This is a genomic window from Stenotrophomonas sp. Steno-C18 (assembly GCF_056393195.1).
Genome location: NZ_JBWJOX010000010.1, coordinates 11,155 through 31,462, shown reverse-complemented (window position 1 = coordinate 31,462; position 20,308 = coordinate 11,155). Strand labels below are relative to the sequence as shown.

Here is a 20,308-nt window from a genome sequence, read left to right as displayed (position 1 = left end):
ACCCCGGTGCAGCTGCGGCTGTCGATGATCGCCGCGCTGGACCGCAATCGCGGCATCGGCCAGGACAACGGCATGCCGTGGCACCTGCCGGATGATTTCAGGCACTTCAAGATGCTCACGCTGGGCAAGCCGATCCTGATGGGGCGCAGGACCGCGCAGTCGCTCGGTCGCGCGCTGCCGGGACGGACCAACCTGGTGCTGACCCGCAGCGGCCAGGTGCCGTTCGAGGGCATGCAGGCGGTGGCATCGCTGCAGCAGGCGCAGGCCATCGCGCTGGCGCAAGGCGCGTCCGAACTGTGCGTGATCGGCGGGGGTGAGATCTACCGATTGCTGATCGATCAGGCCACCGACCTGTACCTGACCTGGGTGGACGCCGAGGTGGTGGCCGATACGCATTTCCCGGCCGTGGACCCGGCCCAGTGGCAGGAAGTGGACAGCCAGCCGCACGCGGCCGATGCGCGGCACGCCTACGCGTTCCGCTTCGCCCACTACATCCGCCGGTAGGCGCGGCCTCGGCCGCGAAGCCGGCGCCGTTTCAGGTTGCCGGAACAACGAACCCCTCCTCAACCCTCCCCTTGGCTGCGCCAAAGGGAGGGGGCAACAGCGGCTGCGCGATGATCTGAGCGCTCGCAGGGCGGTGATCCGAACGACGCTCGCACGGCGATGATCTGAACGCTCGCAGGATACGCCCCCTCCCTTTGGCGCAGCCAAGGGGAGGGCTGGGGAGGGGTAAGCCTTTGCCTTAACCCGGCATCCGGTAATGCCCAATGATCGTGTGCCGGAACAACAGGTCTTCCTCCTGCGTGCCGCGCGCGATGTTGTGCAGCACCAGCGGCGTGCCATCGTCCATCAGGCGATCGGACACGATGCCCACGTGCAGCAGGCCATTACCGTTGAGCTTCCACGCGACGATGTCGCCGGGAGCGTAGTCGCCCGGTTGCGTGCTGATCGGCAGTTCCCAACCCTGGCGCTGCATCCAGCGCATCTGGTTGGGCACGCGTCGGTGGTCGATGTTGCGGTCCGTGCGCGACAGGCCCCATAGCGGGGGGTACTCGGAAAAGTGCGCGCGCATGTCCGCATGGATGCGCGCCTGCAGGTCGATGCCGACCCCGCGCAATGCGCGTACCACCACGTCGGTGCAGACCCCACGGTCCCGTGGAGGATCGCCTTCGGGATAGGCCAATGCGAAGTAGGCCGGGTCGTAACGCACGGTCACGCCGACCTGCGCACGTGCCGCGGCCACCAGCGGTACGGACGTGACCGCCGGTGCCTGGGCACGCGAAGGCGGCAGTTCAGTGGAGTGGGGGACTTCCTGCCGGCAGGCGCCAAGCAGGGCGGAGGCCATCAGCAGCAGGGCTGATGGCCCGCGGATCATTCACCCGGCCCGACGGTGGGCGGAGCGCCGTTGGTGCCGGCATTGTTGCCACTGCCATTACCCGCACCCGGTCGCCGACGGCGCGGGCGACGGCGCGGTTCGCCGCGCGCGGGCTGCTCGCCGCGGGGCTCGGCCGGGCGCTCCGGCTTGGGTTTGCGCGGCGGATGCGCACCGGGGACCGGCGCGGGTACGTCACGGCCCGGCACCTGCACCACGCGCAGGTCCTCGCTGTCCAGCTGCAGCGCGGTGAGCTTGCCGCCCCAGACCGCACCGGTATCGATGGCGTGCACGCCCTGGGTGATGGTCAGGCCCAGCGCCGACCAGTGGCCGCAGACCATCTTCAGCTCGCGCTCCACGCGGCCGGGTACTTCGAACCAGGGGTACATGCCCTGCGGTTGGGTGCCGGGCGTGCCCTTGTCCTCCATGCCGATGCGGCCACTGGGGGTGCAGTAGCGCATGCGGGTGAAGATGTTGATGATCGCGCGCGAACGGTCATAGCCGCTCAGCCCCGGCGACCAGGCCGGCTTGTCGCCGTACATGTTGCGGAACAGCTTGCGGTAGCCGTTGCCGTGCAGTTGCTGCTCGACCTCGCGGGCATGCTTCTCGGCCAGGGCGACGGTCCACTTCGGCGCCAGCCCGGCATGGAACATCATCCAGCCCAGTTCGCGGTCGGCGTGCACCAGCTTCTGCAGGCGCAGCCAGTCGAGCAGGGTGTCGCGATCCTCGGCCAGCACGATGCGCTGCAGGTCCGGGTTGACCTTGCGCTGCTCCTCTTCGCTGCGGGCGCCGATGGCCAGCAGCGACAGGTCATGGTTGCCCAGCACCACCACACTCTGCTCGCGCAGCGAATGCACCAGGCGCAGGGTCTCCAGCGATTGCCCGCCACGGTTGACCAGGTCGCCGCAGAACCAGAGCCGGTCTGCGGCGGGGTCGAAGTTGATCTTCTCCAGCAGCGACTGGGTGACGTCGTAACAGCCCTGCAGGTCGCCGATTGCCCAGGTCGCCATCAGTGCAGCGTCCTTGGGATGGACAGCACGAACGGTGCGATCGGCGCGGCGAACTCGGTGCCGTCGTCGGCGAGCATGTCGTAGTGGCCCTGCATGGTGCCGTACTCGGTGCCGATCATGACGCCGGAGGTATAGCTGAACTCCTCGCCCGGGCGCAGCCGTGGCTGTTCGCCGACCACGCCGTCGCCGTCGACGTGCTCGACCCGGCCCTCGCCGTCGGTGATGCGCCAATGGCGGCTGATCAGCCGCGCGGGGACGCTGCCGCGGTTCTGGATGCGGATCGTGTAGGCGAACGCGAAGCGCCCGTCTTCAGGGGCCGACTGGTCGTCGATGAAACGAGGGGAAACCTCGATCTCGATCGCGTAGTGGCGGGATTCTTCCATGGGGGGAGTGTAAGCAAAAGCAGGTGATCGGTTTGCGCAGATGTCGCACTCAGGCGTGCGGTACGTTCGCAAGTCGGATGAAATCGGCCACTTCCAGCTGTTCGGCGCGGGCGTCGCTGCGGACCCCGGCGGCGGCGAAGCCGGCTTCGTCGATGACGCCGTTGAGGGCGTTGCGCAGCGTCTTGCGGCGTTGCCCGAAGGCGGCCTTGACCACCTCGGCGAAGCGTCTGGGGTCATCGATGCCGATTGTGGCGGGGTCGCGCGGCACCAGTCGGGCCACGGCAGAGTCCACCTTCGGCGGTGGCCGGAACGCGCCTGGCGGCACCACGAACAGCGACGTCACCTCGCACCAGGCCTGCAGCATCACGCTCAGGCGGCCATAGACCTTGCTGCCCGGGCCGGCGGCCATGCGGTCGACCACTTCCTTCTGCAGCATGAAGGTCATGTCCGAGATCGCCGCGGCGTGCTCCAGTGCATGGAACAGGATCGGCGAGGAAATGTTGTAGGGCAGGTTGCCGACCAGGCGGATCTTTCCGCCAGCGGCCAGCGCGGTGAAATCGACCTGCAGCACGTCGCGGTGGACGATGGTCAGCTCACCCAATGGCGCGGCGGCCTCGGTCAACGGTGCGATCAGGTCGCGGTCGAACTCGATGACGGTCAGCTTCGGGTGGCGGCGCAGCAGCGGGAAGGTGATGGCACCCTGGCCCGGGCCGATCTCGACCAGGCGGTCGCCGTCCTTCGGGTTGACCGCCATCACGATCTTTTCGACGTAATGCGTGTCGGCCAGGAAGTGCTGGCCCAGCTGCTTCTTCGCCGGCGCGGTGAAACCTGCGCCGGCGCGCGGGGGATGGGAGGAATTCATGCGGTGATTTTACGTTGTGCGGCCAGCCTGGCGCACAGTTCCGTGGCGGCGAACAGGCTGGAGGGGTCGGCGATGCCCTTGCCGGCCAGGTCCAGCGCGGTGCCGTGGTCCACCGCCACGCGCGGGTAGGGCAGGCCGAGGGTGATGTTGGTGGCCTGTTCGAAGCCGCTGTACTTGAGCACCGGCAAGCCCTGGTCGTGGTACATGGCCAGCACGGCGTCGAAACCGGCCAGCTTGGCCGGCAGGAAGGCGGTATCGGCCGGCAGCGGGCCGATCAGGGGGATGCCCTCGGCGCGCAGCTGGTCCAGCAGCGGGATCATCACGTCCAGCTCCTCGCGGCCCAGATGGCCATCCTCGCCGGCGTGCGGGTTCAGCCCGAGCACCGCGATGCGGGGCTCGGCCAGGCCGAAGTCACGGCGCAGCGCGCGATGGGTGGTGAGGATGACCTTGCGCAGGCCGTCTGCGGTGATCGCGTCGGCGACCTCGCGCAGCGGCAGGTGGGTGGTGGTCAGCGCGACGCGGACGATGTCGTTGGCCAGCATCATCACCACCTCGACCCCGGCCTGCTGGGCCAGCAACTCGGTGGTGCCGCTGTAGGCGATGCCGCCGTCGTTGATGACGGCCTTGTGCACTGGGCCGGTCACCACGCCATCGAGCGCGCCGTCCAGGCAGGCTTGCCCGGCCCCGTGCAAGGCATCGATCACCGCGCGCGCGTTGCGTGGGTCGGCGTGTCCAAAGCGGCTGGGGACGGCATTGGCGACCGGGCGCAGGCGCAGGTCACCGGGCTGTTGGGCCCGGGCGTGTTCGGGCAGCAGTTGCAGCGGCAGCTGCAGCGCGGCAGCGGCGTCGCGCAGGGTTTGCGGGTCCGCAAACGCCAACAGCCGGCAATCACTGCGCGGCTGTTGGGCAAGGCGGATACACAGTTCCGGGCCGATCCCGGAGGGCTCGCCCGGGACCAGAGCGAGCTGGGGAAGCATGGCTTACGGCTTGGCCGGTTCGGCGGCCGGCTCGGCGGTGCCTTCGGCGCGGTCGCCGCTGCGGAAGCTGACGTAGGCATCGCCACGCAGCTCCTGCAGGAAGCGGTTGTACTCATCGTCGAGCTTGCGGCGACCGATCTGGTCACGGATCTGCGCGCGCTTGTTGTCGTCGGTGACATCGGTCTGGCGCGTACCCACGCGCTGCACGATGTGCCAGCCGGCATCGGTGCGGAACGGTGCGGTCACGCCACCATCGCTGACGCCTTCGATCTGCTTGCCGAAGTCCGGGCCGAAGGCATCGGCCGGGAACCAGCCCAGGTCACCGCCCTGGCCACGGCTGTTGGCATCGTCGGAGGACTCCTTGGCCACGGCCTGGAAGTCGGCGCCGCCGGCGATGCGGGCGCGCAGGGTGTCGATCCTGGCCTTGGCTGCCGCCTCGTCCACCTGGTCGGTGATGCGCACCAGGATGTGGCGGGCGTGGAACTCGGTGACCTGCGCGGCGGAGCCGCCGCCGGCCCCGGCTTCACGCACTTCCACCAGCTTGAGCAGCTGGAAGCCGCTGGGGCCGCGGATCGGGCCGAGCACGTCGCCGGCCTTCATGTTCTTGATCTGGTTGGAGAACGCGCTGGGGATTTCATCCAGGCTGCGCCAGCCCAGGTCGCCGCTTTCCAGCGCGTTGGGGCTGTCGGAGTAGCGCACTGCCGCCGCGGCGAAGTCCAGCTCGCCCTTGTCCAGCAGGTTCTTGATGCCGTCCACCTTGCTCTGGCCGGTGGCGATCTGCTCGGCGTTGGCGCCTTCGGGCAGGGCGACCAGGATGTGCGCCAGGTGGTACTGCGCGCCGCCGGCATTCTGCTGGGCCAGGGCCGCGTCCACTTCGCCTTCGCTGACGCTGATGCGGCTCTGCGCGAAGCTCTGGCGCAGGCGCTGGGTGATGATTTCCTCACGCACCGAGTTGCGGAAGTCGGTAAAGCCGATGCCGTCCTGGGCCAGGCGCTGGCGCAGGCCGTCCACGGTGGTGCCGTTCTGCTGGGCGATGCTGCCGATGGCGTGGTTGAGCTCCTCGTCGCCGACGCGGATGCCGCTGCCCTCGGCACGGGCGACCTGCAGCTTGACCAGCACCAGGCGCTCGAGCACCTGGCGCTCCAGCACCGCTTCGGGCGGCAGCTGGGCTTCGCGGCCGGCGTACTGGCCCTTGATGTTGTTGACCGCCCGCTGCAGCTCACTCTGCAGGATCACGTCCTCATCAACGATGGCGGCGATGCGATCCAGCGGCTGCTGCTGGGCAACGGCCGGGGCGGACACGCCGGAAAGCGCCAGCACGCTGGCGAGGACTGCAGAAAGGGTCTTGGTCATGGAATCTGGTTCGGATCGTAGTCGTCATCGTTCGCCTCGATGTTGCTCGGCGGAACGAGGTACAGGTCGTCTCGGTTGTAGCCGAGAATAGCACGGCGCAAGGTGCGGTCTGTGTCCTGCCCGACCGAGCTCAGGCCCTTGAGCACGAACTCGATCTGGAAGGAGTTGTCCAGGTCGCCGTCGCGGTTGCGGACGTAGCGACGGGCCAGGGCGCGGACCGTCAGGCAGCAGCTGTCCCACTGCACGCCGCCGATGATTTCCAGCGGCTTGTTGTCCAGCAGGGAGTAGTAATAGCGGCCGACCACGCTCCAGGTGGGGTTGATCGGGTACAGGAAGGACAGGTCGGCCTGTTCGAGCTGGTCGGTACCGTTGTTCGGGTTGCGGCGGTAGCGGTAGCTCAGGTTGACCACGCCGTCGCCCGGCATCAGGTAGCGGGCGCGGACGCTGGCCAGGTCTTCCTTGCCGTATTTCGGGTTCCACTGGTAGGTGCTGCCCAGCGTCCAGCGGTCGGTGAGCGCCCAGTTGACGTCGGCCACCCACGCCGAGTTGCCCTGCTCGACCGGCGCCTCGCCACTGTTCAGGGTGACGCGGGAGTCGTCGAAGTAGGTGATCTGGCCAATGCTCGCCGACAGCTTCTCGCGGCCATCCTCCTGGCGGATCAGGCGCGTGGTCAGGGCGGTGGTCAGCTGGTTGGCGTCGTTCTGGCGGTCGGCGCCGGTGTAGCGGCTGTCGCGGAACAGCTGGCCCCAGCTGAAGGTGAACGCACGGGTATCGAACAGCGGCAGGTTGCTCTGCTCGCGGTACGGGGTGTTCAGGTAGAAGATCCGCGGCTCCAGCGTGTTCAGGTAGGACTTGCCCCCGAGCGAGGTCTCGCGGTCGAAGAACAGGCCGGCGTCCACGGTGGTGATCGGCAGGCTGCGGGTCGGGGTGCGGTCCGCGCCGTTGGCGACCATTCCGCGGTCCAGCTGGTAGGCGGTGTAGCGCCAGGCCAGGGTCGGGGTGATGTACCAGGAGGCACCGGCCAGCGGCATCGACACGTAGGGCTTGATGTCCAGGCGCGAGCCGCCGTACATCGGCCTTACGACACCGGTGCGTTCGTACTCGCCATCGGCGTTCTGGGTCTTGAGGTGGACGTCGTCGTGGGTGAAGCGCACCGCCTCGGCGTAGACGCCAGCTTCGAACCAGCGGCCGAAACTCTCGTCCCAGGTGCCGAAGAAGCGCGGCTCACGGTTGTAGGCCAAGGAGCTCTCGGTCAGGGTGTAGTCGGTCAGCTGCCAGTGGTCGGCCATCACCCCGGCGGTCCAGCTGCGGCCGGAGCCGTACAGGCCGATGGTGCTCTGCAGGTTGGACGAGGTGATGCCGAGCAGGCGGTTGGAGAAGTCCTCCACGTAGCGCTCGTCGCTGACCCAGCCCAGGTTGGCGCGGGCCTGCCAGTGGCTGTCGATGTTGTGGTACCCGCTGTACTGGATGCGCCCGCGGTCCTTGTCGCGCAGCGAGTCGTTGGGCAGGTAGGCCGTCTCCAGCTGGCCCTTGCCGCCGCTGTACAGGTAACGGAACTCGTTCTCCAGCATCAGGCCGCGCTTGCTCATGTAGCGCGGGCTCAGCGTGTCGTCGTAGTTCGGTGCCAGGTTGAAGTAGATCGGCTGCTCGTAGTCGAAGCCATTGCGGCCGGACATGCTGAGCTTGGGATACAGCAGGCCGGTCTGGCGGCGGTCGTCGATCGGGAACTTGAACCACGGCGCGTACAGCACCGGCACCTTGCCGATGCGCAGCACGGCATTGCGGGCGGTGCCGAAGCCTTCCTCGTTGTCCACCTCGATCTGCGGGGCCACCAGCTTCCACACCGGCTGCGAGGGGTCGCAGGTGGTGTAGGTGGAATGGTGCATCTGGCCGACCGAGCCCTGCAGGTCGATCGACTCGGCACCACCGTTGCCGCGCCGCGAGACCAGCTGGTACTGGATGTTGCTGATCTTGTGGGTGTCGGTTTCCTGGTTGCCTTCGGCCCGCTCGGCGACCATGCGGATCGAGGAGTCCGAATAGCGGACGTTGCCCTCGGCGATGTAGTTACCGCTTTCGGTGTCCAGGCGCAGGCTGTCGGTGCCCATGAACTGGTCGCCGCGCTTGAGCACCACGTTGCCCTGGTATTCGGGGATCACGGTGGTGCCGGTCAGCTCGTTGCCTTCGATGTCAGTCGGCAACTGCTCGCGGTTGGCCGCGCTTTTCGGGTCGGCCTGGGGGGCCTCCTCGAAGGCGGGCAGGGACTCGGTGGCCGGGCACAGCCCCCAGTTCACGGGCTTGTCATCGGCCATCGCGGGCAGACAGATGGCGATACCCAGGGGCAGGGGAAGCAGGCGGAAGGCTCGGCGCACGCGGTTCGGATTCTGGGGGAAAACGGTCGCTAGCTTGCCGCATCGCCTGCATGGGGGCAATGAAGGGCACCCGGCGGAGCCGGGTCGGGTTCATCCATCAGGCCGATGGCAGCAGGGCCTGGACATGGGCGACGCTGCATTCGCGCAGGGCCTGCAGGTCGTAGCCGCCCTCCAGCATCGATACCACCCGTCCGCTGCCGTGGCGCTCGGCCAGGGTGACCAGCTCACGGGTCAGCCAGCCGAAATCCTCGGTCTCGACCATCAGGTCGGCCTGCGGGTCGCGCATGTGGGCGTCGAAGCCGGCGGAAATGAACAACAGCTGGGGCTGGAAGGCTTCGATCTGCGGCAGCATGTCGTCGGCCCAAGTGTTGCGGAAGCGGAAGCCGCCGCTGCCCGGCGGCAGCAGGATGTTGCACACGTTGCCCACGCCGCGCTCGCGCATGCTGCCGGAGAACGGGAACAGGCCCGACTGGTGGGTGCTGTAGTAGGCCACCTTGGGGTCGGCCTCGAAGATGGCCTGGGTGCCGTTGCCGTGGTGGACGTCGAAATCGACGATGGCGATGCGTTCCAGGCCGTACTTGTCGCGGGCATAGGCCGCGGCCACGGCGATGTTGTTGAACAGGCAGAAGCCCATCGCGGTATCGGCGGTGGCATGGTGGCCGGGCGGGCGCACCGCGCAGAACACGTGGCGGCGGTCGTCCTCCAGCATCACCGCGTCCACGGCGGCGACCCCGGCGCCGGCGGCGTGCAGGGCGGCGCTGGCCGAGCCGGGCGAGGTGAAGGTGTCCAGGTCGATGCGGCGCAGCGGGGCGACCTGGGCGCGCAGCATGTCGTCGATCAGTTCGCGGCTGTGTACCCGTGCCAGCTCGCCGAGCTTGGCCGCCGGTGCCTGCCGCCATTCCAGCTGGTCCGGGAATTCGGCGCGCAGCGCCGAGATCACCGCGTGCAGGCGCTCCGGGGACTCCGGATGGTCGATGCCGGGGTCGTGTTCAAGGCAGGCGGGGTGGGTGAATACCAGCATGGCCGCACTCTGGACCGTCGGCGCCGCGCGTTGCGCGGCGTCCTGGGAGGGGGAAGGAGGGATCAGCCGCGCCGGCGTTCGTGGTTCCAGAGCACTTCACCATGGCCGTCGGCGCGGGCCAGCACCCGGGCCAGCACGAACAGCAGGTCGGACAGGCGGTTCAGATAGCGCACCGCCTCGCCACGGATGTCTTCCTGGCGGGCCAGGGCCACCGTCTCGCGCTCGGCGCGGCGCACGATGGTGCGCGCCAGGTGGCAGCGGGCAGCCGCTTCGCCGCCGGCCGGCAGGATGAAGTCCTTCAGCGCCGGCAGGTCGTCGTTGTAGCGGTCCAGATGCTGCTCCAGCGCGTCGATGTCGGCGGCGTGGATGGCGGCGTGGCCGGGGATGCACAGCTCCCCGCCCAGGTCGAACAGCTGGTGCTGGATGGTGGTCAGCAGTGCCCGCACGTCGTCGGGCAGGGTGACCGCCAGCAGCACGCCGATGGCCGAGTTGGCCTCGTCGACGGTGCCGTAGGCATTGACCCGCAGCGAATCCTTGCCGGTGCGGCTGCCATCGCCAAGGCCGGTGCTGCCATCGTCACCGGTGCGGGTATAGATCCTGGAGAGACGGTTGCCCATGCCGACGCCGCCCTCAGTGGGCGACGCGGCCGGTGGCCGGCTGCTTGGCAACGGCTTCCACGACGACGTGGACCAGGGCGGCGGCGCCGGTGTACAGGGCGGCGGTGCGCAGGTAGGGCAGCAGCCAGTCGGCGTAGTTCTTGGCCCAGCCGGCGACGGTCGGGTCGGCGACCGAGGCGCTGATCCAGTAGAAGCTGCCCTGCGCGATCAGGTGGCACAGCGCGACCGAGCCGACCAGGCTGGCCACCAGCAGGCCCAGCGACTGCCAGCTGGCAGCCTTGTGGAAGCGGCGCAGCAGCATGCCGCCGGCCCACATCGCGAAGTAGGCCGGCACCAGCATCCAGTAGGCGGCCGAGACGCAGTAGTGCTGCCAGAAGCTCATGCCCTGGTTGCTGATCACCGCCCAGTCGACCACCACCGCCAGTGCCATCAGCAGCGGGAAGGCCCAGCGGGTCCAGTCGCGCAGGTAGAAGCCGCCGATGAAGAACACCGCCCAGGAGGCGTCGGGGATCGGCGCGAAATGGTTGATGCGGGTGCTGGCCATCAGCAGCACGAGCAGGGACAGGATGAAGGCACGTTGGACGTTGGCGGTCATGGATGGTCGGTTCCCGTTAATCAGGAGGCCATTCTAGCCGGACTGGGGGTGAACCGGCGTCCGGCGGCGGACGGGCCGGGGTCGAAGCGGGCGGGTGAGCCCGTATCATGGCGGGATGAGCAAGAACCATGACGTAGTGATTGTGGGTGGTGGCCTGGTCGGGGCCAGCCTGGCCATTGCGCTGGACCGGCTGGGGCTGGACGTGGGCCTGGTCGAAGCCACGCCGGGTGGGGCGTTGCCGGCGGTGTTCGACCAGCGCAACCTCAGTTTCGCCGCGGCCACGGTCAACGCGTTGACCGCGCTGGGCGTGATGCAGCGGCTGGGCAACCCGGGCGGGCCGATCCGCCGCATCCATGTCAGCCGCGCCGGGGATTTCGGCCGGGTGGTGATGCGTGCGGAGGATTACGGCCGCGAGGCGTTCGGCCAGGTGGTGGTGGCGCGTGATTTTGGCGATGCACTGGAAGCCCGGCTGGGCGAGCTGCAGCACCTGACCCGCTATCGCCCGGCCAGGTTCGTCGGGCTGGGCGCCGGCAGCGACGGCTACCGGGAGGTGGTCATCGCCGAGGCGGACGGCGAACGTCGCCTGCGGGCCCGGCTGGTGGTCGGGGCCGACGGTACCCGCAGCGCGGTGCGTGAAGCACTGGGCATCGAGGTGACCGAGCACGACTATGCGCAGACCCTGTTCGTGGCCCGCGTCCGCGCGGCCAAGGCACCGGACGGCAGTGCCTACGAACGCTTTACCGATACCGGCCCGACCGCCCTGCTGCCGCGCGGGGACCGCCACTACGGCGTGGTCCATGGCGTGGCCAGCGACCAGGCCGATGCGGTGCTGGCCCTGGATGAGCGCGCCTGGCTGGCACGCCTGCAGGACGCGGTGGGTTGGCGCGCCGGGCGGCTGCTGGAGAGCGGGCCGCGCAGTGCGTACCCGTTGATCCAGGTGCTGGCCAGGAAGCTGGTCGGCGAACGCGCGCTGCTGCTCGGCAATGCCGCGCAGACCATCCATCCGCTGGGCGCGCAGGGCTTCAACCTGGGCCTGCGCGATGCGCTGACCCTGGCCGAACTGATTGCCGATGGCGCAATGGACCCGGGCGCTGATGCCCTGCTGCAGGCCTATGTGCAGCGCCGCGGCCCGGACCGCGAGCAGACCCTGGCCTTCTCCGACGGCCTGGCCCGCTTGACCAGCAATGCCTCGCCACTGATGCGGCCGTTGCGCAGCCTGGGCCTGGTGGCCGCCGCGCAGGCCGCGCCGCTGCAATCGTTCCTGGTGGGCGGTGCGATGGGATTCCGTGGGCAGGTGCCCGAGTTGTGCAGGAGTGAAGCGCGATGAGCCGTCGCGGGCAATGGGATGCAGTGGTGGTCGGCGGTGGCGTGGTGGGCGGTGCCTGTGCGCTGGCATTGGCGAAGGAAGGCCTGCAGGTGGCGCTGGTGGAAGGTCGCGAGCCGCCGCCGTGGTCGGCGCAGCGGCCGGACCTGCGCGTGTTCGCCTTCGCCGCCGACAACGCGGCGCTGCTGGATGCGCTGGGGGTCTGGTCGCAGGTCGAGCGTGGGCATGTCTGCGCCTACCGGCGCATGCGCGTATGGGACGCGGGCGGCGGCGGTGACCTGACCTTCGATGCGGACACGCTGGGCCGGCGCGAGCTGGGCTGGATCGTCGAGAACGGCCTGCTGGTGGACCGCCTGTGGGCGGCGCTGCCGGCCGCCGGCGTGCAGGTGCACTGCCCGGCCAAGGTGGTGGAAATGGAACAGGACGCCGGCAGCGTGCGCCTGCGCCTGGACGATGGCCGCCGCATCGAGGCGGCCATTGCCATTGCCGCCGATGGGGCCGAATCCACCCTGCGCACGTTGGCCGGGCTGGACGTGAGCCGGCACGACTACGGCCAGCGCGGCGTGGTGGGCTACATCGACAGCGAGCGGCCGAACGAAGCAACGGCCTGGCAGCGTTTCCTTGATACCGGCCCGCTCGCGGTGCTGCCCTACGACAAGTACCGCAGCTCGATCGTATGGACCTTGCCCGATGCCGAGGCCGAACGGGTGCTGGCGCTGGAGGATGCGGCGTTCGAGCGGGAGTTGACCAACGCCTTCGCCGGCCGGCTGGGGCAGATGAAGGTGGCCTCACCGCGCGCCGCGTTCCCGTTGCGCCGGCAGTTGGCCAAGGGCTATGTCGCCGGGCGCGTGCTGACGTTGGGTGATGCCGCGCACGTGGTGCACCCGCTGGCCGGGCAGGGCGTGAACCTGGGCCTGCGCGACGTGGCTGGCCTGCGTGAGCTGGTGCGTGATGCCCGGCAACGTCGCCAGGAGTGGAGTACGCCGCACCGCCTGCAACGCTGGGCGCGCACGCGGCGCAGCGAGAACACCGTGGCCGCCTACAGCTTCGATGCGATCAACAAGGTGTTCTCCAACGACGAGATGCACCTGACGTTGGCCCGTGGCGCCCTGCTGGGCATGGCCGGCAGGATGCCGCCGTTGTTGTCACTGTTCTGGAAGCGCGCCTCGGGCCTGTAGGCGCGGCCTCGGCCGCGAAGCCGATAGACAACAGGCAGCGCGCAGGGATTTCCTCTCGGCCGCGAACCCCGGGGACGGTCCGATGGCCCGCCTCACGCTCAGGGGCGCGGCTACGGTTTCAGCCAGCCGGCGAGCTGTTCGCGTGACAGCTTGCCGCGACGGGCCGTGTCCAGCGCATTGAACTCATCGGCCAGCGCCGGGTTGGCCTGTGCTTCGGCGCGGCTGATGAAGCCATCGCCATCGAGGTCCAGCGCGGTGAAATCAATGCGGTAGTTGCCGGCCACGGTGTCCGGCTGGATCGAGCGGATCGTCACCGGGGCCTGGCCGGGTTCGGTACGCACCTGCACGGCATGGGTGACACGGCCACTGGACAGCGGCTGTTCGCGCACGTTGACCGGCACTTCGGTCAGCGGCGTGCTGACGGCCGGGGCAGGGCGCTGCTGGGCAAACGCGGCGAAGGTGCCAGCGCCCAGCAACAGCGACAGGGCAAGGCGGGCGGGAAACGGGCAGGTCATCAAACGGCTCACGTGATCCAGGAAAGGCAACCGGCACGCGCGGGACGCGCGCCGCCGCGGTGATGGTAGCCCGCAGGTGCGGGCCGGTGAACCCGATGCCGGCCGCTCAGCCCGGAATGAAGGGGAACACCAGCTTCAGCAGCCCGCGCAGGCCGCCTTCGACGGTGGAGCTGACCGCCTTTGCGCCGAGGCTGTTGAGTGCGCGGCGTGCGTCGTCCCAGCGCAGCTGCTTGACGTCCTTCTTCAGCAGGTCGGCGACCTCTTCGGAGGCCGGCGCCAGCTTCTTCAATGCCGCCAGCGTGGCCTGGGGATCGGGCTGCAGGTAGTTCCAGCGCTCGGCGATCTGCACCAGCGTGTCGAAACGCACCGCCACCACCTCACGGTTGCGCTCGTAGACCGGGATCGCGCCGACGTCGAGGATCGCCTGCTCGAACTGCTGCGCGTCATCCGGGTGCTCGATGCGGATGGCCAGGAAGCCTTCCTTGCGGCTGCGTTCGCTGACGTGTTTGGCGCCCGAGCGCAGGTTGGCTTCGGTCAGCACGCCGGCGACGATGCGCTGCAGCGCGGCCTCGCCCTCCTCGGGCACCAGCGCCCGCCAGCGGGCGTAGCCGTCGCGGCGCAGTCCCTTGACCTTGGCCGGGGTGACCCGCAGGCGCAGCGCCACCGCGGCATTGGATTCGCTGCGGTCGATGCTGCCGTCGCGTTCGAGCAGCACGAAGATCAACAGTTCCAGGTCACGCTTGGTCAGCGACTGGAAGCCCTGCAGCAGCGTCAGCCGCAGGAATTCATTGCCGAACGCCGCCGGATCCTTCAGTTCGATTGCTTGCATCGTGGTCCTCCCGGAAGGACTACAGGATGCCTTATCGCGATGGCACAGGCTGAGACTGGAGCGGTGCCCCGCCGTATTCACGCCCGGGTCGCTCGGCCAGGAAGGTTTCCACCGCGCCGCGGTCCTGCAGGGTCACGAAGACCTGGCGGCCGTCAGTGCCGCCAAAGGCCACGTTGGTCGGCTTGCGGCCGGTGAGTGGCACCTCGCGCAGCAGCTCGCCGGCCGGGGACACGATCGCGACCACGCCGGCGTCGTAGCGGGCGATGTAGAGGTTGCCGTCCACGTCGCAGCGCATGCCGTCCATGCCATGGTCGGCGAAGCGGACCAGCAGGCGCTTGTTGGCGATGCTGCCGTCGGCGGCGCGGTCGTAGACCCATACGTTGCGTTGCACGCTTTCGTTGACGTACAGCCGGGCGCCGTCCGGGCTGACTTCCACGCCGTTGGTGGTGCCCATGCCGCGTTCGAGCAGGTGCACGGTGCCGTCGCGGTCGATCCGCCACAGCTGGCCGTTGTCCGGGCGTGCCCAGTCCGGGTCGCTGGCGTACAGCGTGCCATCCGGTGCCCGCGCGATGTCGTTGGGCTGGTGGGCATCGGGCAGGTGCGCGAACACCGTGACCGCGCGCGTGGACGGGTCCACCTGCAGCACGTTGTGGCCGGCGTAGTCGGCGATGAACATGCGGCCATCGGCGCCGAAGCGGATGCCGTTGCCCACGCTGCCCGTGGGCAGGGTGAGGAAGGTCTCCGCGATGCCGTCTGCGTTGACCCGGCCGACAGTGCCGTCCTTGCCGATGTTGACCACGTACAGCGCGCCGTCCGGGCCGGTGGCCGGGCCCTCGATGCCGGCGGTGAACACGCCGTCGCCCACATGGTCGTGCACGAGGAACGGCGCGGCGGCGCAGGCGCTGCCGGCCAGCAGCAGGCTCAGGGAAGCAACGACGCGGGACAGGCGGGCAGGGCGGGCGATGGCGGCATCCTCGGGTTCACGGTCCGGGGCAGTGTGCCAGAGCACGTCGTGCACGCGGGCGGTGGTTGCGGAGGCAACCGCGCGGCATTCCCGCTCAGCGTTGGCCGTCCATCTGCAGTGGCCGCCGCAGTGAACCGGCCTCGGCCTCCCGGGCGGCGCACTTGCCCTGCACGCAGCTGCAGCCGCTGATCTCCCTGAAGCCGCAGACGCTCATCATGCCGCGTGCCTGGCAGCTGGCCTGCACGCCCTTCGGGTCGGTGGGGCTGTTGACGTTGACGCAGGCCGGGTAATAGCCGCAGCAATTGCCGACATCCTTCACCGTGCAGTCGGCATCGGTGCGGCAGCTCTGGTCGACCACCACCGCCGTTGCCTGGGGGGACGGCGTGGGCGCCGTGACGGGCGGATGTGTGGTGGCCGGGGCGCTGCAGGCGCTGCCGGCGAGCAGGGCGACGAGCAACAGGAACGAACGCAACATGGCGGACTCCGTTTCAGGGCACGCCGCCATGGTAGCCGCTGGGTGCTCGCCCGCCTGTTCGGGGTGGCAGGCGGGTCGGGCCCGCGCCGCTCAGCGCGAGGCGGGCGTGACGAAGACCGTGATTTCCTCGCGGTCGTGGTACAGCTGCTTGGCGCGCAGGGTCAGCGGCTTGCCGGCCTGCTCGGCGAACAGGTCCAGGCACAGGCGGGTTTCGTCCCAGCGCTTCTTCATCGGCAGCTTGAGGTTGAAGATGGCGTGCCGGCACCAGCCCTGGCGCAGCCAGGTGGCCATGCGCTCGGCGACGCGGCGGGGTTGTTCGACCATGTCGCAGACCATCCAGTCCAGCGGGGTTTCCGGCTGCCAATGGAAGCCGTCGGCGCGCAGGTGTTCGACCAGCCCGGTATCGAGCACGTGCTGGCGCAACGGGCCGTTGTCGATGCTCAGCACCTGGACGTGCTGGCGGGTCAGCACCCAGGTCCAGCCGCCCGGTGCCGCGCCGAGGTCGGCCGCGCGCATGCCCGGCTTGACCAGCGCCTCCCGTTCTTCCGGGGTGAGCAGGGTCATCAGCGCCTCTTCCAGCTTCAGGGCCGAACGCGAGGGCGCGTCGGGCAGCAGCTTCAGGCGCGGGATGCCGAGCAGCCACGGTGCGCTGTCCCGCGTGTCGGCGACGCTGACGAAGGCATGGGTGCCGTCGACGAACACCACGTGCAGGCGCGGCAGCTTGGTGTTGGTTTTGTCGGTGAGCAGGCCGGCCTTACGCAGCGCCGGGCGCAGCGCGTTGCCGAAGCTGCGTGCCAACCCGGCCAGCGGCTTGCCGGCATCCGAATCGGGGTGCTCGACCCACAGGTCACCGAAACGCGCCTGGCCTTCCAGTGCGGCGATGATCGGGGTGATCCGGTCGGACGGGTCCAGCTGCGGCAACTCGGCCAGCACGCGCAGTTTCTGGCGCGCGAAGATCAGCTCGCGCCATGCCAGGCGCTGGTCCAGTTCGGCGGCCTGGTCGGTGACGAACACCACGTAGCCGTCGTTGCGCTGCGTGCGCGCGTAGCCGGCGATGCCCGCCGCGCCGGCGCGTTCGTTCAACTCGCCAGCGAGTTCGGGTTCAAAACCCTGGCGGCAGTAGCACAGCAGGCCGGTCATGGAAGTCCTTGGTGGAGGGCAGGTGGAGTGGCGGTGGTGCAGCGGTGGGCGAAGGCACTGGCGACGCTGCTGGCAGGTCGCGTCAGCGGTTCATCGCAACCCCGCATCCGGTGGGAGCGGGGCGTCGGGAATCAGTAGCGTGCGCCTTCGTTCTGGCCGTAGTGGGCCAGTACCGCGCGTGCGGCGTCACGCTGCAGGCCCTGCACGACCTCGATGCCGCGCTTGTTCAGCTCGCCGACCCAGTTGGCCGGCAGCGGGCCTTCATCGAACGGGGTGAGCGCTTCCACGTCGGCGGCGCTGGCGCCGATCAACAGGCGGTCGATGCCGGCCCACACAGTGGCGCCATAGCACTGGCAGCAGGGCTGCGAGGAGGTGGCCAGGGTGATGGGGGCCAGCAGCGCGTTCAGGCGCGGCGTGTTGAGCTTCTGCTGGGCCAGCATGTAGGCCATGTTCTCGGCATGCGCCAGCGAGGTGGCGTGCGGCACCACGCGGTTCACGGCCGCGGCGATGACCCTGTCATCCGGGCCGAACACCACCGCACCGAACGGGCCGCCGGTGCCGTGCTCGACGTTCAGCCGCGACAGCTCCACGGCCAGGGCCACCTTGGCCTCGTCGCCGGTATACGCGCGGTCGCAATCGACGGCGTCGTGGATCCAGACGGGAAGGGTGAGGTGAACCTGCGCGTGAAGCATGACGATGACCAACCAGAGGCAAAAACGGCGGCCAGTGTATAGGACTGGGGCCGGGGGCTCACCGACGGGGCCGGGGGCTGTTCATCCGAGGGGAGCGGGGCTGCCGCGTGGGCGGCTCGGGCGTGTTCCCGCCGCAACCCTCCCTTCTGCGGCGCAGAAGGGAGGGGATTCAGGCCGGGCCGTCTGCCGGCTGGTCGTTTGGCCTAGAACCCGGCGCTGAGCGTCATGAACACCTGGCGCGGCGCGCTGGCGTGGATGGCGTAGCGGGTGCCGGTCGGGTCGGTCGGGGCGAACGCGCTGAGCTGGCCGGCGTAACGCTTGTTGGTCAGGTTGGTCACGTTCATCGACACCTTCAGGTCCTGCAGGCCCAGTCCGGGGCCGAAGGTGTAGCCGAAGCCGGCGTCGAAGGTGGTCACGCCCGGCACCGACTGGTCGTTGGTGTAGGTGTAGTAGCGCTTGCCGGTGTACTTGCCGCGCAGGCTGGCGAACCAGCCGTCGCGGTTCCAGCTCAGTTCGCTGGAGGCCATCCGCTGCGGCGTATCGACAGTGATCTTGCCGGCCACCGGCACCACCTGGCCGCCGGAGAGGTAGTCGTCCTCGTAGGTGGACTTGTTCCACGACAGCGCGTTGTACCACTGCAGGCCATCGACGGGCTTTAGGATGAAGGTCAGCTCCGCGCCGTGGCTCTTCACCGAACCGACGTTGATGAAACGGGTGACGCATTCCGGGCGGGTGCCGACTTCGATGCTCGAACACGGGTTGAGCGAGAGCAGGCGGTTGTCGAACTTCACCGCGTAGGCGGCAAGCGAGGCCTGGTACCTCTCGCCGAAGGTGCGGAAGCCGGCTTCCAGCGTCCTGGACTTCTCCGGCTCCAGCCCGGCGCTGGCGGCGAACGATTCCGGCGACACCTGCAGCGGGCCGCCGCTGCCGCCACCGACGAAGGCGGCGATGTTCTCCGCATACGAGGCGAACAGCTCGTTGTTCGGGGTGAGCTTGAAGCCGATGCCGGCCTGCGGCAGCACCGATTCCTTGGCGGTCAGGGTGCCGGAGGCGAGCTTGGTCTCGGTGCCCGGCCTGGCGACGGCGCGCATCCGCGTGTTCGGGCTCTTGATGCCCAGGTCCACGACCAGGCGGTCGTCCATGAAGCGCATGCGGTCCTGCACGTAGAACTGGCGCGTGCGGATGTCGTAGTCCTGGTCGAACAGGCGGCGGTCCGGGTGGTTGAGGTAGGTGTCGTCCAGGAACGGGCCGCTGATGTAGTAGAAGTTGCGCTCGACGTTGTGGTCGTTCTGTTCCCACCACAGCCCGGCTTCCAGCTCGTGGATACCCAGCGTCCAGGACAGTGCGGCGGTCACGCCCTGGCGGTTGATGGTGTAGTTGGTGCTGCGAATGGAGATGGGCAGCATCTTGTCGGTGCCCGGATAGGAGGGCTGGCCCGGTGCCCACCAATGGCCCTGGCCACGGTTCTCGTGGTGGTAGGCGAGCAGCTTCAGGCGGCCCTGCTCGGCCACGCGCAGGTCGGCGTCGATCGCGTACAGGTTGTCATCGCGCAGGGCGCGGCTCTGGTAGTACGCATCGTCGATGCTCCTGACGCCATCGACGAACGCACAACGGTCGGCGTTGAAGGTGGCCGGGGCGCAGTAGGCGGCGGCGACCGCGCGGTCCCAATCCGGGGCATAGATGTTCCAGTCCCAGCCCAGGCCGCGCTCGAGCATGCTCTTGGACAGGTAGGCGTAGTTGGCCTGGCTCACCCGCGAGGTGGCGACGAATGCACCGAAGCGATGGTCGCCGACATTCCACACCGCCTTGGCATTGAACTGTCGGGTGGTCTGGTTCTGGTAGGGTGCGGCCCACATGTCCGCGTCCTGGTGCACGCCGGACACGTAGGCGGCAAAGCCGTTGTATTCACCGGTGTCCACGCGCAGGTAGCCGCGGCGCTGGTTGTCCTCGCCCATGGTGATGCTGGCGCGGCCACCGAACACGCTGGAGGGGTCGCTGGAGAAGTACTGGATGGTGCCGCCCAGGTTGCTGGTGGAGGCAACGCCCAGCGAGCCGATGCCCTGCGCCAGCTCGGCACCGGCCAGGTTCTCGCCGATGATGGCGCGGGCGATGCTCAGCCCGTTGTAGTTGCCGTAGCTGTTGTCGCCGAGCGGGATGCCGTCCAGCGTATAGCCCAGGCGATTCTTGTCGAAGCCACGCAGGCTGATGGTCTGTGATTCATCGTTGGCGCCGAAGGCGTCGTTGGACTGCACCGAGACACCGGGCAGGCGGTCGAGGATCTTCTGGCCACTGCTGCCGGGCGGCAGCACCAGCTTGTCGACTTCGCTGATGCGTTGCACCTGGCGGGTTTCGCCGCGTCCGATCACCGAGACCGCGTCCAGGGTCTGCGCGCTGGCGCTGGCGGCGGTTGCCGCGGTGGCGTCGGTGCGTTCGCCCACGTCCTCGGGGGTGGCGGCGTACAGCGGCGCGGAAGTCAGCGCGGCAAGGATGGCAAGGCTCAGGTGTCGGGTCTGCATGTCGGTCCGTGGCGTGGGGGAGGGCGCGGTGAAACAGGTGCGCGGCCACTATGGAAAACCAACATGAAAGCTTGTTTACGGCAGCGCGGTGAACGCGCGATGCGTCACTTCCGCAG

General features: G+C 68.9%; 20 protein-coding genes. 3 read left to right on the top strand and 17 right to left on the bottom strand.

Annotated features, from left to right (window positions below; translation table 11 throughout):
• Positions 1 to 12: 12 nt before the first annotated feature.
• Complete coding sequence (locus AC06FE_RS17250; RefSeq protein WP_478073788.1) at positions 13 to 504, top strand: dihydrofolate reductase; 492 nt, start codon at positions 13 to 15, stop codon at positions 502 to 504.
• A 238-nt stretch (positions 505 to 742) separates the two neighbouring features.
• On the opposite strand, the gene AC06FE_RS17245 is transcribed toward AC06FE_RS17250, so the two are convergent.
• The 10 genes from AC06FE_RS17245 to AC06FE_RS17200 all read right to left on the bottom strand — a co-directional run bounded on the left by AC06FE_RS17245 (position 743) and on the right by AC06FE_RS17200 (position 10,559).
• Positions 743 to 1,345: a DUF1287 domain-containing protein gene (locus AC06FE_RS17245; RefSeq protein WP_478073737.1), complete on the bottom strand. Its 603-nt coding sequence runs from the start codon at positions 1,343 to 1,345 to the stop codon at positions 743 to 745.
• 26 nt (positions 1,346 to 1,371) lie between these two features.
• Positions 1,372 to 2,382, bottom strand: a complete 1,011-nt coding sequence (locus AC06FE_RS17240; protein ID WP_478073736.1) for a symmetrical bis(5'-nucleosyl)-tetraphosphatase — start codon at positions 2,380 to 2,382, stop codon at positions 1,372 to 1,374.
• Entirely contained in the window at positions 2,382 to 2,765 is a 384-nt protein-coding gene (gene apaG, locus AC06FE_RS17235) for a Co2+/Mg2+ efflux protein ApaG (RefSeq protein ID WP_132864950.1), read from the bottom strand. The genes AC06FE_RS17240 and apaG overlap by 1 nt, the downstream gene beginning before the upstream one ends.
• A gap of 49 nt (positions 2,766 to 2,814) precedes the next feature.
• Positions 2,815 to 3,627, bottom strand: a complete 813-nt coding sequence (gene rsmA, locus AC06FE_RS17230) for a 16S rRNA (adenine(1518)-N(6)/adenine(1519)-N(6))-dimethyltransferase RsmA (RefSeq protein ID WP_313252648.1) — start codon at positions 3,625 to 3,627, stop codon at positions 2,815 to 2,817.
• A complete protein-coding gene (pdxA, locus tag AC06FE_RS17225) occupies positions 3,624 to 4,604 on the bottom strand; it encodes a 4-hydroxythreonine-4-phosphate dehydrogenase PdxA (protein WP_478073735.1) in 981 nt (326 codons plus the stop codon). The genes rsmA and pdxA overlap by 4 nt, the downstream gene beginning before the upstream one ends.
• Positions 4,605 to 4,607: 3 nt before the next feature.
• Complete coding sequence (locus AC06FE_RS17220) at positions 4,608 to 5,957, bottom strand: peptidylprolyl isomerase (RefSeq protein ID WP_192286652.1); 1,350 nt, start codon at positions 5,955 to 5,957, stop codon at positions 4,608 to 4,610.
• Positions 5,954 to 8,326, bottom strand: coding sequence for an LPS-assembly protein LptD (lptD, locus tag AC06FE_RS17215; RefSeq protein WP_192286651.1), 2,373 nt, complete (start codon positions 8,324 to 8,326; stop codon positions 5,954 to 5,956). Before lptD ends, AC06FE_RS17220 begins: the two co-directional genes overlap by 4 nt.
• A gap of 97 nt (positions 8,327 to 8,423) precedes the next feature.
• Positions 8,424 to 9,347, bottom strand: a complete 924-nt coding sequence (locus AC06FE_RS17210; RefSeq protein ID WP_132864945.1) for a histone deacetylase family protein — start codon at positions 9,345 to 9,347, stop codon at positions 8,424 to 8,426.
• 62 nt (positions 9,348 to 9,409) lie between these two features.
• Positions 9,410 to 9,964: a cob(I)yrinic acid a,c-diamide adenosyltransferase gene (locus AC06FE_RS17205; protein WP_192286649.1), complete on the bottom strand. Its 555-nt coding sequence runs from the start codon at positions 9,962 to 9,964 to the stop codon at positions 9,410 to 9,412.
• A gap of 13 nt (positions 9,965 to 9,977) precedes the next feature.
• A complete protein-coding gene (locus tag AC06FE_RS17200) occupies positions 9,978 to 10,559 on the bottom strand; it encodes a hypothetical protein (protein ID WP_478073734.1) in 582 nt (193 codons plus the stop codon).
• Positions 10,560 to 10,674: 115 nt separating this feature from the next.
• Between AC06FE_RS17200 and ubiH the strand changes: the two genes are divergently transcribed.
• A complete protein-coding gene (gene ubiH, locus AC06FE_RS17195) occupies positions 10,675 to 11,886 on the top strand; it encodes a 2-octaprenyl-6-methoxyphenyl hydroxylase (protein WP_478073733.1) in 1,212 nt (403 codons plus the stop codon).
• Positions 11,883 to 13,061 carry a UbiH/UbiF family hydroxylase gene (locus AC06FE_RS17190; protein ID WP_478073732.1) on the top strand — a complete coding sequence of 393 codons (1,179 nt, stop codon included), beginning with the start codon at positions 11,883 to 11,885 and terminating at the stop codon, positions 13,059 to 13,061. The genes ubiH and AC06FE_RS17190 overlap by 4 nt, the downstream gene beginning before the upstream one ends.
• A 110-nt stretch (positions 13,062 to 13,171) precedes the next feature.
• On the opposite strand, the gene AC06FE_RS17185 is transcribed toward AC06FE_RS17190, so the two are convergent.
• The 7 genes from AC06FE_RS17185 to AC06FE_RS17155 form a co-directional block, all read right to left on the bottom strand.
• Positions 13,172 to 13,576 (bottom strand): EF-hand domain-containing protein, encoded by a 405-nt coding sequence (locus AC06FE_RS17185; protein WP_132864940.1) that lies wholly within the window; start codon positions 13,574 to 13,576, stop codon positions 13,172 to 13,174.
• A gap of 106 nt (positions 13,577 to 13,682) precedes the next feature.
• Positions 13,683 to 14,405: a hypothetical protein gene (locus AC06FE_RS17180; protein ID WP_192286645.1), complete on the bottom strand. Its 723-nt coding sequence runs from the start codon at positions 14,403 to 14,405 to the stop codon at positions 13,683 to 13,685.
• A 31-nt stretch (positions 14,406 to 14,436) separates the two neighbouring features.
• Positions 14,437 to 15,351, bottom strand: a complete 915-nt coding sequence (locus AC06FE_RS17175) for an SMP-30/gluconolactonase/LRE family protein (RefSeq protein WP_478073787.1) — start codon at positions 15,349 to 15,351, stop codon at positions 14,437 to 14,439.
• Positions 15,352 to 15,463: 112 nt separating this feature from the next.
• The gene (locus AC06FE_RS17170; RefSeq protein WP_478073731.1) at positions 15,464 to 15,844 is read right to left on the bottom strand and encodes a hypothetical protein; all 381 of its coding nucleotides are present in this window, start codon (positions 15,842 to 15,844) and stop codon (positions 15,464 to 15,466) included.
• A 90-nt stretch (positions 15,845 to 15,934) separates the two neighbouring features.
• The gene (rlmM, locus tag AC06FE_RS17165) at positions 15,935 to 16,984 is read right to left on the bottom strand and encodes a 23S rRNA (cytidine(2498)-2'-O)-methyltransferase RlmM (RefSeq protein ID WP_478073730.1); all 1,050 of its coding nucleotides are present in this window, start codon (positions 16,982 to 16,984) and stop codon (positions 15,935 to 15,937) included.
• A 131-nt stretch (positions 16,985 to 17,115) separates the two neighbouring features.
• A complete protein-coding gene (locus tag AC06FE_RS17160; RefSeq protein ID WP_313252633.1) occupies positions 17,116 to 17,676 on the bottom strand; it encodes a nucleoside deaminase in 561 nt (186 codons plus the stop codon).
• A 203-nt stretch (positions 17,677 to 17,879) separates the two neighbouring features.
• Positions 17,880 to 20,192 carry a TonB-dependent receptor gene (locus tag AC06FE_RS17155; RefSeq protein ID WP_478073729.1) on the bottom strand — a complete coding sequence of 771 codons (2,313 nt, stop codon included), beginning with the start codon at positions 20,190 to 20,192 and terminating at the stop codon, positions 17,880 to 17,882.
• Between the last annotated feature and the right edge of the window lie 116 nt (positions 20,193 to 20,308).

What these genes read in the sequence shown, in the direction of transcription:
- AC06FE_RS17245 (WP_478073737.1), bottom strand. Translation starts at nt 1,345, where the DNA reads ATGGCCTCCGCCCTGCTTGGCGCCTGCCGGCAGGAAGTCCCCCACTCC.
- AC06FE_RS17240 (WP_478073736.1), bottom strand. Translation starts at nt 2,382, where the DNA reads ATGGCGACCTGGGCAATCGGCGACCTGCAGGGCTGTTACGACGTCACC.
- apaG (WP_132864950.1), bottom strand. Translation starts at nt 2,765, where the DNA reads ATGGAAGAATCCCGCCACTACGCGATCGAGATCGAGGTTTCCCCTCGT.
- rsmA (WP_313252648.1), bottom strand. Translation starts at nt 3,627, where the DNA reads ATGAATTCCTCCCATCCCCCGCGCGCCGGCGCAGGTTTCACCGCGCCG.
- pdxA (WP_478073735.1), bottom strand. Translation starts at nt 4,604, where the DNA reads ATGCTTCCCCAGCTCGCTCTGGTCCCGGGCGAGCCCTCCGGGATCGGC.
- AC06FE_RS17220 (WP_192286652.1), bottom strand. Translation starts at nt 5,957, where the DNA reads ATGACCAAGACCCTTTCTGCAGTCCTCGCCAGCGTGCTGGCGCTTTCC.
- AC06FE_RS17210 (WP_132864945.1), bottom strand. Translation starts at nt 9,347, where the DNA reads ATGCTGGTATTCACCCACCCCGCCTGCCTTGAACACGACCCCGGCATC.
- AC06FE_RS17205 (WP_192286649.1), bottom strand. Translation starts at nt 9,964, where the DNA reads ATGGGCAACCGTCTCTCCAGGATCTATACCCGCACCGGTGACGATGGC.
- AC06FE_RS17200 (WP_478073734.1), bottom strand. Translation starts at nt 10,559, where the DNA reads ATGACCGCCAACGTCCAACGTGCCTTCATCCTGTCCCTGCTCGTGCTG.
- ubiH (WP_478073733.1), top strand. Translation starts at nt 10,675, where the DNA reads ATGAGCAAGAACCATGACGTAGTGATTGTGGGTGGTGGCCTGGTCGGG.
- AC06FE_RS17190 (WP_478073732.1), top strand. Translation starts at nt 11,883, where the DNA reads ATGAGCCGTCGCGGGCAATGGGATGCAGTGGTGGTCGGCGGTGGCGTG.
- AC06FE_RS17185 (WP_132864940.1), bottom strand. Translation starts at nt 13,576, where the DNA reads ATGACCTGCCCGTTTCCCGCCCGCCTTGCCCTGTCGCTGTTGCTGGGC.
- AC06FE_RS17180 (WP_192286645.1), bottom strand. Translation starts at nt 14,405, where the DNA reads ATGCAAGCAATCGAACTGAAGGATCCGGCGGCGTTCGGCAATGAATTC.
- AC06FE_RS17170 (WP_478073731.1), bottom strand. Translation starts at nt 15,844, where the DNA reads ATGTTGCGTTCGTTCCTGTTGCTCGTCGCCCTGCTCGCCGGCAGCGCC.
- rlmM (WP_478073730.1), bottom strand. Translation starts at nt 16,984, where the DNA reads ATGACCGGCCTGCTGTGCTACTGCCGCCAGGGTTTTGAACCCGAACTC.
- AC06FE_RS17160 (WP_313252633.1), bottom strand. Translation starts at nt 17,676, where the DNA reads ATGCTTCACGCGCAGGTTCACCTCACCCTTCCCGTCTGGATCCACGAC.
- AC06FE_RS17155 (WP_478073729.1), bottom strand. Translation starts at nt 20,192, where the DNA reads ATGCAGACCCGACACCTGAGCCTTGCCATCCTTGCCGCGCTGACTTCC.